Origin of the sequence: Ktedonosporobacter rubrisoli (assembly GCF_004208415.1) — a bacterium.
Lineage (GTDB): Bacteria > Chloroflexota > Ktedonobacteria > Ktedonobacterales > Ktedonobacteraceae > Ktedonosporobacter > Ktedonosporobacter rubrisoli.
In genome coordinates this window covers 9,846,775-9,858,862 of sequence record NZ_CP035758.1, presented here as the reverse complement: position 1 = coordinate 9,858,862, position 12,088 = coordinate 9,846,775, and the positions used below count along the sequence as shown (strand labels likewise).

Sequence of the window (12,088 nt, the reverse complement as noted above, 5' to 3'; positions counted from 1 at the left end):
GGTCGTATTCTCATTGCTCAACACTAGGTTTACCAGCTTACCTACTTGACAATTCACAAATGTGTTGCCTAGAGGCAACGCCCTCATCTAAACAGCCTCTAGAGTCGATCTGACGTTAAAAAGATCATCTACTAGCTTGACAAATCGCAAGGCTGTCGCCTCTAGGCGACACGTTTGCGAACTGTCAAGTAGTGTTCCTCATTGTTCTGATAAAAACGAGGTGAATAGCATGGACATCTGTAGGCAAGGTAGAGGAATTTTTCACCTCTAGCGAAACAGATTGAATACCAGGAATGTGGAGTAAGCGGTTTGTTGCATCTTGCTTCCTTTCACCTACGATAAGCTGCTTTATATGCTCTTGATCAGCTTGTGTGAACTGGTAGGCCCAGGTATCGGTAGCTCCTACCTGTAGGCGGGTCAGTGTCTCGTTCACTCTGCTCACACCTGCAATCCTGGTGTGAAGCATGGCAGCAGAGGTGTAGCCTTTTCCTAGCTGCTTTTCTGCTTGCTGCTGCATACGCTGCTGTATCAGATGAAGGACGCTTGCTGTAGTATAGGCTATTCCTGAACAAGTCTCACTCACGGTTATGTGAGCTTCTTTCGCCTCTTCTCCTCCCTGATGGTCGCTAGAGATACCAGAGTGACAAGACAAAGGTGTTATGAGCGTTTCAGTCACGTCTACCTGTGTCTGCAAAGCAGCTTGCATACTTTGCTGTAACCTTGTCTGCAGCATTGTCGCCGCACGCTCGATATCCTGGTGGGTTACAATGGGATAGCTCCGCTCGTTCTGTCCTCCTGAAAAGGCGCTATTGACGGCTGAGATATTGAGCCGACAACATGGCCCATAGATGTCCCCTGCTTTGATGTTTCCTCCTGATCCTGTCGTGACTGCATGTGCTGATACCCGCGCTTGCCCAAGTGTTGGATAGCTCACAGGAGGAACAAGAGCGCTTTCGTCAGTGACCACCTGGACCCCATCAGCCCCAGTGAGTAAGGTACCGGCTGGAATAACTTGTTGCGCTGGTGCCGCATTGTAAAAGGTGATTGTCCCATGACTGGCTTGTGCTTGCTGATGTGCCACTCCTGTTGCACGTATTGTTTGGAACTGACTCATCGTGACCGCTGGTAAGAGCCTTCCTGGTACTGAGGTACGCGCGTCAGCTTTTTCGGTGGTGATATCGAGTGTTGTCGTCAACATGAGCTCTTGTGAAGCTGGAATAAGCGTCACGGTAGCTGCAGGTGCATACCAGAACTGGTACAGCATCAGCGCGCTTAACATGAGGATCAGTAAAAGTAAGACGGCCAGCAGCAAGAGCCGGAGGTGAGAACGCCCCCACTTACCAACGTTTCGAAAACGAAAAGAACTTGCCTGGTGCTGCTGGTGCTCCTGCTGGTCGAGGATCTGATCAGGAATAGAGTCACTTTCCGCTGAAACCGTCTCCGCTTCAAGATCATACACATGAATATCAATCACGCGTGTCGGTTCGTTGACTTGATACTCATCTGTTGTTCGTGTCGTCTCTGTTGTCTCCAGGTGTGCGAGTATTCGGTCTATCTGGTTTCGCAATGGATTGTTCATAGACGCTCTTCCTTGCACTTTTCCAGTGCGAGAAGAGGGTGTCCTCGGGCACCCTCTTTCTGATCAAACATCTGACGCATGCTCGTAGACAACATAATCAAAAACATCCTCATCAGCACCGAGACGCTCCTTGAATTTGTCAGGTACACGTTCCTGTTCCCAGATGATGAGGATAAATCCATCCTGACACTTATTCGTCACACCGTACAGTTCTATCGAAGATTGATACCTTTCCTTCAAGAGATCGCCCAACTCATCGGCAAGAGATTTGAGCGCCCGTTTATTGCAGGTGAGAAAGATGCGTTGCATAATTACTATCCCTTCTCCATCTGGACCGCTTCCCCTGGTTTTAAGGGACGAAACGAGCCATTTTCATTGATGAACACATAGCGTAACTCTCGTACAGAGACGATCATGTCAGGCTTGCCATCATGGTTGACATCTTTGAACTGTAGCGTAGCAGGTATCTGGTCTTGCCCGACACCGGTGAGCACTGGTCCTACACAAATGGTGGCATGGGTAACGTCTCCTGCAGGAAACTCGACAATAACAAGACGTCCTTTCAAGTTCCAGACCGTGAAATGACTGGGTGAACGAGTTGAGTCGTGATGGCCAACAACAGCATCTATCTGAAACGTTCTTGGGTGCCCATACTGCCAGTCGTCTTGTACCCCTTGCCACCAGGACGTGAGCAAGCCGAGTCCGATCCATCCAATTAGCATGAACATAAGAGCTATTCCCGCATAGAATAGCCAATGGAGAGGGAAATGCGCTCTTGTCACATACAGTGATGAATGTGGAAGCGTTTGACTTGTTGATTGAATGCGCGTTGCTCGCGCAGGAACAGGGTGATGGTGTACCCGTATCATAGTACGAGGTGCTGATTGCACTCCAATTTGTTGAGTGTGATAGCGCCTGACGCTTGTTCTCATTCGTGGCTCATCTTCCAGATCGATCACACTTAGTGCATCACTCTGCACGGGTGAATATTGGCGTTGTTGACGATGCTGGACCATATCACCAGTAGAATACGGTTGATCTTCGGGGTGAACCCCTACATAATGCCCCACCTCATGAGTAGCGGCAGGGGTATCTAGATCAACGACGGGGACACATCGAGAAAAGCGGGATGGAACCCCATGTTGTTCACGTGGTGGCTTCATCCTAAGACCTCCACAGTGTTCGCCGCTTTCTGCTGCTGATGCTGTCGACACAAACCCAAGGTCGCATTACCCTTGGGATGAGGTACACAGGACCGACATGCCGCTAGCTCACGACAACGCGTACAATGAAAGTACCCATTGATGATGGTTGATTGCCAGTTATGCCCTTGATAACTGCATGAGTTGACTATTTTCTTTACAGCACGCGTAATCTTCTCTCTCATGATCCTTTGTCCTTGACGAGTGGGTTCTCGCGTGCCAAAATAGACAACGAGAACCACGAAAACCTACTACTTAACTGGGTTTCAACGTGTTGTTCTCACTTTCCGCTAGCTTGCTATCTGCAACATAGTAAGCTAGCTTTTTTATCATCTCCTTTCAAGATTAGGTACCAATAGGTATTCTTTGATACCCGTAGATAACCGCTAGAAGCTATTTAGACTGTTACACGCCACTTTAAGGGGAGTTAACGTACTTTAACGTCAGTATGTGGTATTGTAAGCCACAAAATTAGTCAAAGAAAAAGACTTACTGCTAAGCTTGTTTCTATTTTCGGATTTGAACAGATAAAACCACTTAATTACATTATAATATTTTTATATTAATCTTACATAACTAAAAAGCATTTTATTGTATTTTTTCGTCTATTTTTGTACAGTGTATCCGACAGCATTACAAAAGTCAAGCGTTTTTCACGCAACTTTTTACATGCAACATTCAACAGGAAAAGACCTTTTCTTGTCTTTAAAGCACCCCTATGCTAGAATTAGCCTCATACAGCCACTTAAAGGAGTCATTTATGAACAAGTTTGAAGAAGCTCGCATTAATGCAGGTATAACAGTCACAGAGCTATCCAGAGAAGCTAACATATCTCGCTCCACTATCAACAAAATGGAGAAAAGCGAACCAGTTAAGGCCGAACTCGCGGTTCGCGCTTGCCGTGTCCTTAGTCTACATCTCGGCACTGAAGTCACATACCAAAGTCTTGAGATCCGGGTACTCTAAAGAGCAGCAGAATATATCAAACCTGATACGGAGACTGCTATGCCACAAGGTGAAGATTGGCTAACAACAGACGAAATAGCAAAAGACCTGAAAGTAAATGTAAAAACTGTCCGAAACTGGATCAATTCAGGTGAATTTGTTGCATTAGATATAGGAGGAGAGCATAGAGTATCTCGTGACGACTACAATACTTTCATAAAATTAGGCGTTGTTGGAGACCATCAGTTTTGGCACACCAATCGGCAAGGCGCGCATAGCCTCGGTTACCAGCGCCGAGCCACCTGAGCCGCCCAGAATACCATGCAAACGGCCCTGGGTAAACAGCTTGCGCACAACTGCCGTCGCGCCATGCGCCATCGTCTCGACGGCAATACCACGATCTCCCAGCGCCACCAGCTTTACGATATCGGTATTAACGGCCTTTGCCACCTCTTCGCGCGTGATATCGGGCTTTGTCAAGGATTTTTCCTTGATGCCAGCACCGATCAGGATCACCTCGCAGCCTGCCTTCACAATATGCTGGCGCATAGACTATGCTTCAGGAGATCTTTATGAATCCATTACCACTTCCTGCACATCATAACCAGCTCATTGATACAGCTCGCCAGCTTATCGAGCCCCTGAAAGACAAAGGTCTACGAGCTGCGTTCCTCTTTGGCTCAGTCGCCTGGGGCGATGCTGACCCGGCCAGCGATCTTGATCTCATGCTACTACTAGACCAGCCTGTGGGCTATCGCGAAGTTACCCGTATCCGACTAGCCGATTTCCTCAAACATCCTCAACCAGGCGGGCCGCTCTTTGCCGATCTTGATCGTATCTCAGCCGAGGCATTTGTACAGGGTGTTGGGGCAGGCTCCTGGGTATATCGGGTTGTGAATTCGATCATCCTTCTGGATACCGACAATTTCTATGCCCAACTTCGAGACGAGATCAGCAGCGCATTTTTGCAACCATCCGCGCGGAAAGAACGCTTCCTTGCTCGCCAAAAACTTGTCGAGGAAAGCCGCACCTTAATGCTGCAAAGCATAGATAAAGATGCAATGCTAGCGGCTCTTTATGCGCGCCAGACCCTGCAGGATGCTGGAGCAGCCCTGATTGAACTCGGTGGAATGCGAGCTTCTCCCAGCCACTTCATCGATAGTCTTGAACAGGCATTACACAACTTCAAGACCAACCTCTTCGAGCCATGCCTCACAGCTTTTGCCCTCAATGCTTCCACAGAGGCCATTCAGAAGAGCCGCGATGCTTACGACCTCTGTGCAGAAGCCCTCAAGCACTGGGTTGAGCACACAGAGATAGGGAACCTCTTATCGGTGGAAGATCGCGCCTGGGCTCAACATGTGTATGGTCAACTGACCTATGAAGAAATCGAACACAAAGTAACCAGTTTAAGAGAACAGAAACGCCTTCCTGCGCTGCTGTACTACCTGGACGGCTTATTACAAATTCCTATACGCATAGATATCGGCAACATCTTTTTGCTGCGAACAAAGGGTAGTTCTGGGCGCATGTCCCTTCCCGATTTTATGCTGGCCTTACGTCAGGAACCGGCACTATACAAGGCCTGGACAGAAGCCCTGCGTTTTCCAGACAACCCAAAGTACATTCTTGAGATAAGCGAGCTGGCCACTCAGCTACTCAACGTAGGACACGCAGCAGTGGAGGCGGGGACTTACTAATTACTTGCGCTGCAGGAGTACAGTTAAGCTTACGCTCGCATGAGCTTCCAATTATGACTCAGGATTTCGTGTTGGTCTGGTGTGGGGCGTAAAGCGTACCCAGAGCATACGTGTCCTGCCTTCGTAAGTATTAATCACGCGATGGGGCGTTGTTGAATCATAGACGATACTATCACCTGGCTTAAGTTGATAACGCTCAAAGCCCAGCTCTATTATGGCTTCTCCCTCGATCACAATCCCAAACTCACGCCCTGTATGGTAGAGCATTTCCGGTCCCGAATCATAACCAGGGACATAGCTAATCTCCAAAAATTCCATCCCTTCCTCGCTGCCTGGCGTTAAGCGGGCCCACTTTATCCCTCCAGCTAGCTCCAACACTTTACGTGTTTCAGGATGGACGACGGGGCCAGAAATAGCTTGTGTATCCTCTATATCCGAGCTAGCCGGAGCACGATTCTCAAGGGCGGCATAAGTGAGCGGCTGCTCCATTATCTTCAGTTGCGTTGATGCTGCCTGCAAGCGATTATCTTCTTCCTTATCTACCTGTTGCGTGGTGGGAGGAAAGAACGCGTGAACTGGTAGAGAGAGCGCCGTCGCTATACGATAAAGTGTTGCAGCCGATGGCATCACTTTGCCGGATTCGACCTGCGAGAGCAAGCTTGCACTCACATCAGCGCGGCTGGCCAATTCACGCAAACTTAGCCCTTGCTCATGCCGTGCAGAGCGTAACTTTTCTCCTACCGCCATTAGCTGTCGCTGACCCATAAACCTTTGTCTCTCTTTCGGTGACCCTGAAGCATCCGGCAGTCTTCAGCCGGATCAAGAACATCGTTGTTCAATTCTCGTTAAATATATTATACACCTTTTTTCAGAAAAGACTAGAGGGCCTGCCTGCTTTTTCTCTATGGTGATGGTCAAGCATCACATCGCAGATTGAGCAAATTATGACGCTTGATCCCACCTTAAAGCTAGCTTTACAGGTATTTTACTCCTTCATATTCCATCCTTAAGTGCTATCAGGTGATAGAAAAAAGAGATGAGAAAATTTTAGTTTGCTGTTCAGGCAGATTGACAAATCTTTTTTTATCGTCTATATTTTGTTTAATATATTGAACAAGTCATCGGAAAGAAAGGTTTTATATGCCGACCCGACCTCTAGAGAATGGAGCGCAAATACCTTCGCTCTCTGCACAGTCAGGCCAGACCTCATTGAGCAACGGCCTGGTCTTCCTTATGGCTCTTGCTTGTTGTCTATGCGCTGCTAATCTCTATTATATTCAGCCCTTATTGGTCTCAATTGCGCAGGACTTTTCTGTGCAAGAGAGCAGTGTTGGCTTTATTGCCACACTTTCCCAACTGGGTTATGCGCTAGGTTTGCTCCTGATTGTACCACTAGGCGATGTCTTAAATAGGCGCGATCTTATTACCATCTCACTGGTTGGTGTCTGTCTTTCATGCATTGCGATAGCGCTGGCGCCATCGATGATTTTTCTAGGCGTTATGACGCTGGTAATGGGAGTTGCCACAGTCGTACCTCAAATCGTTGTACCCTTCGCGGCTAGCCTTGCCCCAGCGCGGGAACGGGGTCGCGTTGTGGGAGCTGTGATGAGCGGTTTGCTTATTGGTGTCCTGTTAGCGCGCACGATCAGCGGTTTCGTCAATGCGCATCTGGGCTGGAGGGCTATCTACTGGATCGCGGCTGTCCTGATGGCTTTATTGCTCATCTCATTGCGCTTGCTCCTACCCCGAGAAGCTCCACGTGAGAAAATGCACTATCTACACCTGCTGCAGTCAATGGTAAGGCTGCTACGGCGCGAACCCGTGCTCATTGAGGTGAGCATCTTTGGAGCCCTTACCTTTGGCGTTTTTCAAATCTTTTGGGTGACGCTGACCTTTCTGCTGAGCGGAGCGCCATTTCATTTTAATAGCGATGTGATTGGATTGTTCGGTCTAGCAGGCGTGGCGGGCGCAATCACGGCCTCGTTAGTAGGCAAACGTACTGACCGTACCAATCCCCGCGCGATCACAGGCATAATGATGGCAATAGTACTGGTGACGTACATCATTTTCTGGCTATGCGGCCAATGGATTCCGGGCTTGATCATCGGCGTGCTTCTGCTCGATCTGGGCTCTCAGGGGGCCCACATCTCTAACCAGGCTCGTATCTATGCCCGCCCGGCCGAAAATCACAGTCGCCTGAATACTATCTATATGTTCTCCTATTTTGTAGGTGGAACACTTGGCTCGGCATTGGGAACCACAGCCTGGAGCTTGAGCGGGTGGAGTGGCGCCTGTATGCTGGGCCTGGCCATGATGATTATAGCGCTTGGGGTCTATCTGCTTGGCATACGTCGCGCGCGAACCCAATCGTCATAATGCAGATCATCACACGCCAAAGGAAGTGCGGAAGGGAGAATCTTTGCCCCCGATGAGGCTGGAAAGCTGAAAGTCTGCCTGCCTGTGCTCCAGCCTCTTTACAGGCAAGAAGATGCGTTCTCTCGTCTTGACTCTCAGTTAAGAATCCCTATCTGAAGGAGGCGGTACTCCCGGGTAGAATGATCTATGAAGGCATGCTATACTTGTGCTTGTAACAATTGAATAGCTCTACAGGTAACTGGCGAATGTAGTGGAGCAACCACAAGGGAGCCTGTAGAGGGGGAAAAAGCCGTTCGCCTGGGCTGCAACATACTCTCAACATTCTGGTAACTTTATGCTGTGCAGCAAAGGAGGAACATTGATGTATACTACAACTACTGCGCCTACCCTGTTGAGCCGCTATCTGCAAAGCCTCAAAGAGACTGCTCCCCAGCCAGCTGCAGCCGCCTTTTATGCCTCGCTCGATGTGATTAACAGCACTTCACCCTCAGTAAGCGCTGCCATTGTCAAAGAGCTTGAAGATCAGCGCAGCAATCTCAAACTTATTGCCAGCGAGAATTATAGCTCACTGGCTACGCAACTGGCCAGCGGCAATCTGTTCACTGACAAATATGCTGAAGGCTACCCATACCATCGTTTCTACGCCGGCTGTGACAATGTTGATGCTATTGAAGCAGAGGCAGCCGAACTTGCCTGCAAACTTTTTGGGGCTGAGCATGCCTACGTCCAGCCCCACTCGGGTGCAGATGCGAATCTTGTGGCCTTTTTTGCCATCCTGACGGCAAAAGTGCAAAGCCCACTCTTAGCCGAGATGAACTTGAGCGACCCGTCCAAGGTCAGCCGCGAGGATTGGGCCAAAGTGCGCTTTGCGGCCCACAACCAGCGTTTGCTCGCCCTCGACTACTACTCGGGCGGCCATCTCACTCACGGCTATCGCCACAATATTTCTAGCCATCTGTTCGACGTTCATTCCTATGGCGTTGATGCAGAGACGCGGCTTATCGATCTCGATAAATTGCGTGAGCAGCTACATGAGATCAGGCCCTTAATCCTGCTGGCCGGCTATAGCGCTTATCCACGCAAGCTCAATTTTGCAAGAATGCGCGAGTTGGCCGATGAAGTAGGCGCGGTCCTGATGGTTGATATGGCACATTTCGCCGGGCTGGTCGCTGGCAAAGTCTTCACCGGCGAGTTTGATCCAGTACCCTATGCGCATATCATCACCACAACTACTCATAAGACACTACGAGGTCCGCGCGGAGGACTTGTGCTGTGCAAACAAGAGTTTGCAGAATGGGTAGATAAAGGCTGTCCATTTACGCTTGGCGGCCCACTTCCACATATTATGGCGGCCAAAGCCGTTGCCTTGCGCGAAGCCGCCACACCTGAATTTTCCCGCTACACCCATAGAATCGTCGAGAACGCCCAGGCGCTGGCCCAGGCTTGCGTAGACCAAGGTCTACAGGTCGCCACAGGCGGAACCGATAACCATCTCTTCCTGCTCGACGTGGCACAGTCCTTTGGCTTGACCGGCAGGCAGGCCGAATCGGCGCTACGCGAATGCGCCATCACGCTCAATCGCAACTCGCTCCCCTTCGACATAAACGGTCCCTGGTATACAAGTGGTTTGCGCCTCGGCACGCCAGCCATCACAACCCTGGGGATGGGAACTGAGGAAATGAAAGAGATCGCCAGCATCGTCAAGCTTGTGCTCGCGGAAGTCAGCCCGGCGAAAACGAATAGTGGCAAGAAAAGCCTCACTAAATATAACCTGGATCAGCAGATCGTTGACCAGGCCCGTCAACGCGTCAAGGCCTTGCTGCAGCAATATCCGCTCTATCCCGAACTCGATACCGAGTTACTGGCTGCTTTCCTATCACAAAGCGCTAGATAACATATAGCTAGAGCATGACACTGGTCACATTTCATCAAAAGTTTGGGAGACCCCTATTGTATGAGTCGTTATCCTGGAGCATCTCGTTAAGGGGCAAATAGAGTAGCGCTGCTAGTAATAGAGGCAACGAAGTTTTGTTGCTTACGCTGCAAGGATAGTAAGAGCTATCGATCTTGCTTACGGTAGCTCTTACTACACATCCAGCCCTAACTAAAGCACGATCGTCTGGTCGCGATGCGGACCTATGCCTACACTGTGAATCGCGGTACCGGTAAGTTCGGCCAGGCGCTCAAGATAGGCGCGTGCCTTAGCTGGAAGATCCTGCAGAGAACGCGCCTCTCGCGTGGATTGCTGCCAACCTGGCAATATCTCATATACAGGCTCACACTGCTCATGAAGCATCGGATCTGGCAAGTCTGGCAGCACTTCCCCTTTATATTTATAAGCCGTACAGACTGGGATCTCGGGGAGCGTATCCAACACATCCAACTTGGTAATTGAGAGGGCAGTACAGCCATTGAGATCTACAACGAAACGGGTTACCACAGCATCAAACCAGCCAACACGTCGGGGCCGTCCAGTGGTTGCTCCATATTCGCCGCCAAGCTGGCGTAAGTGATCGCCCGCGGCGCCTTGCAGCTCGGTCGGCATGGGACCGGTTCCTACCTGCGAACTATAAGCCTTCGCCACGCCAATAATTCGATCTATACGCCTCGGCGGAATACCTGAGCCTGCGGCGGCTCCTGCAGCTGTAGGGGATGAGCTGGTTACGAAAGGATAAGAACCCCAATCGATATCCTTCATGGCACTCAACTGGCCTTCGAGAATGATATTTTTACCCTCCTGCAGAGCAGCCCGCACCAGGGGAATAGTATCAATAATGCGCGATCTAAAGCGCTCACCCCAGGCGAGATAATCGGCAAGCAACTGTTGTTCGTCAAAAGGCTGCTTACCATAGACCGTGGTTAGCACAGCATTATGACGCTGCAACACAACCGCCAGCTTCTCGCGCAAGACATCCTCGTACAAGAGATCATGGAACCGAATGCCGATCCGACCCACCTTATCAGTATAGGCAGGACCTATACCGCGCCCCGTAGTATCAACGCGAAAAGCGCCACGCGCCTGATCCTCCACCTGATCGAGTAACTTATGATATGGCATTACGACATGTGCACGATCCGAGACATACATTTTATCAACAGCCACGCCCTGCTGAGCTAACTGCTCCATCTCTGCTGCTAGATCTTGTGGATCGACAACAGTTCCCGTACCCATCATACATGTACAGGCCGGATTAAAAATGCCACAGGGAACTTGATGCAGCTTGAAATCTCCTGCATCGTTCACAACCGTATGACCGGCATTACCTCCTCCTTGAAAGCGCATACAGAGATCCGCATCGCTACTGAGCAGATCCACAAGCTTGCCCTTTCCCTCATCACCCCACTGCGTGCCAACAACAACAGTGACAGACTCAGGCATAATAGTAACACCTTTCGCTTTATATCAAATTTGCAAATACAACTTATTTTAAGCCCGAAGGCAAGCTGATCGGCTGAGAGTCCATAGCCGTAACAGCAACCAGGTGCTCAGCATCAGCAGCAGGCAAGAGGCGCCGACGTAGCTCCACAAGGTGTGGCCCAAACGCGCGCTCTAGCTCAGGCGAGAAGCGTTCATAAATAGCAGCCAAATAAGCTTCATCGCGAATGAACTTTTCTACTACACGTACCAGAGTACGATTCTGCGTCGTCACGCCCGATGCAGGCTCATCCAACGATGCCACCAGGGCCTCCTCAAAATCGATGGCCAGAGCCACCACATGTCCTCCAACAACCTTCTCAGGACCCTCATGTTGATAGACAGTCGCAAAATCCGCACGCGCATCCCCAAATAAATTGAGAATCACCATGCATCCGCGATCGCGCGCCGCCTGCAGAACATCGACCAGAAGCTCAAGATCCTCAGCCCACAGACTTGCCGCAATACGCCGCTGAGCCGCATTGATTAACTCGCGCAGGCGCGCCTCGATCCGTCCACGATTGCTCAACTCCCAGAAATGCCCCACGCTATCCGGCTGCTCTAACCTGGATAGGCTGAGCTGTAAATCCTGACAGCGCTGGGCAGTCTCTTCCTGGATGCGCTTAAGCAAGCGCTCTGGAGGCACAGGCGCATAACGAATGGGCTCTTCACTTACTGCAGTCACACGCTCCTTGGCCGCCAATGTCTCCAACGCCTGATAGGTATTGGCACGAGGCAAGCCCGTCCCTTTACTGATCTCATAGCCTGTCGACAAGGGATGCTGCAGGAGGAAAACATAGATCTGTGCTTCCGCACCGGTGAAGCCGAGATGCTTCATCTCCTCGATGATAGCCAGGGTCACAAGACGCA

General features: G+C 50.2%; 12 protein-coding genes and 1 riboswitch. Of the genes, 5 read left to right on the top strand and 7 right to left on the bottom strand.

Going from position 1 to position 12,088, the window contains the following annotated elements:
* Nucleotides 1-184 precede the first annotated feature (184 nt).
* From EPA93_RS42235 to EPA93_RS42225, 3 genes are all read right to left on the bottom strand, one after another.
* Complete coding sequence (locus tag EPA93_RS42235) at nt 185-1,579, bottom strand: baseplate J/gp47 family protein (protein ID WP_129893318.1); 1,395 nt, start codon at nt 1,577-1,579, stop codon at nt 185-187.
* Between the two features lie 63 nt (nt 1,580-1,642).
* Nucleotides 1,643-1,888, bottom strand: coding sequence for a hypothetical protein (locus EPA93_RS42230; protein WP_129893317.1), 246 nt, complete (start codon nt 1,886-1,888; stop codon nt 1,643-1,645).
* A 5-nt stretch (nt 1,889-1,893) separates the two neighbouring features.
* Nucleotides 1,894-2,742 (bottom strand): hypothetical protein, encoded by an 849-nt coding sequence (locus tag EPA93_RS42225; protein ID WP_129893316.1) that lies wholly within the window; start codon nt 2,740-2,742, stop codon nt 1,894-1,896.
* A gap of 757 nt (nt 2,743-3,499) precedes the next feature.
* Between EPA93_RS42225 and EPA93_RS51200 the strand changes: the two genes are divergently transcribed.
* Together EPA93_RS51200 and EPA93_RS51195 are read left to right on the top strand one after the other, a co-directional pair.
* The gene (locus tag EPA93_RS51200; RefSeq protein ID WP_129893315.1) at nt 3,500-3,748 is read left to right on the top strand and encodes a helix-turn-helix transcriptional regulator; all 249 of its coding nucleotides are present in this window, start codon (nt 3,500-3,502) and stop codon (nt 3,746-3,748) included.
* A gap of 39 nt (nt 3,749-3,787) precedes the next feature.
* Nucleotides 3,788-4,033, top strand: a complete 246-nt coding sequence (locus EPA93_RS51195; protein WP_129893314.1) for a helix-turn-helix domain-containing protein — start codon at nt 3,788-3,790, stop codon at nt 4,031-4,033.
* Here the strand turns inward: EPA93_RS51195 and EPA93_RS42210 are convergent.
* Nucleotides 3,950-4,276, bottom strand: a complete 327-nt coding sequence (locus EPA93_RS42210) for a Tm-1-like ATP-binding domain-containing protein (protein ID WP_129893313.1) — start codon at nt 4,274-4,276, stop codon at nt 3,950-3,952. The two genes, EPA93_RS51195 and EPA93_RS42210, sit on opposite strands and share 84 nt — an antisense overlap.
* 23 nt (nt 4,277-4,299) lie before the next feature.
* On the opposite strand from EPA93_RS42210, the gene EPA93_RS42205 reads away from it, so the two are divergent.
* Nucleotides 4,300-5,427, top strand: a complete 1,128-nt coding sequence (locus tag EPA93_RS42205) for a nucleotidyltransferase domain-containing protein (protein WP_165423757.1) — start codon at nt 4,300-4,302, stop codon at nt 5,425-5,427.
* Nucleotides 5,428-5,478: 51 nt separating this feature from the next.
* Here EPA93_RS42205 and EPA93_RS42200 read toward each other — a convergent pair whose 3' ends face one another.
* Entirely contained in the window at nt 5,479-6,192 is a 714-nt protein-coding gene (locus EPA93_RS42200; RefSeq protein WP_129893311.1) for a helix-turn-helix domain-containing protein, read from the bottom strand.
* A 375-nt stretch (nt 6,193-6,567) separates the two neighbouring features.
* Between EPA93_RS42200 and EPA93_RS42195 the strand changes: the two genes are divergently transcribed.
* Both EPA93_RS42195 and EPA93_RS42190 read left to right on the top strand, forming a co-directional pair.
* Nucleotides 6,568-7,803, top strand: coding sequence for an MFS transporter (locus EPA93_RS42195; RefSeq protein WP_129893310.1), 1,236 nt, complete (start codon nt 6,568-6,570; stop codon nt 7,801-7,803).
* Nucleotides 7,804-8,027: 224 nt separating this feature from the next.
* A riboswitch (ZMP/ZTP riboswitch) is annotated at nt 8,028-8,113 on the top strand.
* Between the two features lie 51 nt (nt 8,114-8,164).
* Nucleotides 8,165-9,697, top strand: a complete 1,533-nt coding sequence (locus tag EPA93_RS42190; protein WP_129893309.1) for a glycine hydroxymethyltransferase — start codon at nt 8,165-8,167, stop codon at nt 9,695-9,697.
* A gap of 210 nt (nt 9,698-9,907) precedes the next feature.
* Here EPA93_RS42190 and EPA93_RS42185 read toward each other — a convergent pair whose 3' ends face one another.
* Together EPA93_RS42185 and EPA93_RS42180 are read right to left on the bottom strand one after the other, a co-directional pair.
* On the bottom strand, nt 9,908-11,182 hold the full coding sequence (locus EPA93_RS42185) for an adenylosuccinate synthase (RefSeq protein WP_129893308.1): 1,275 nt from the start codon (nt 11,180-11,182) through the stop codon (nt 9,908-9,910).
* 43 nt (nt 11,183-11,225) lie between these two features.
* A complete protein-coding gene (locus EPA93_RS42180; protein WP_207229344.1) occupies nt 11,226-12,080 on the bottom strand; it encodes a TrmB family transcriptional regulator in 855 nt (284 codons plus the stop codon).
* Nucleotides 12,081-12,088: the final 8 nt, after the last annotated feature.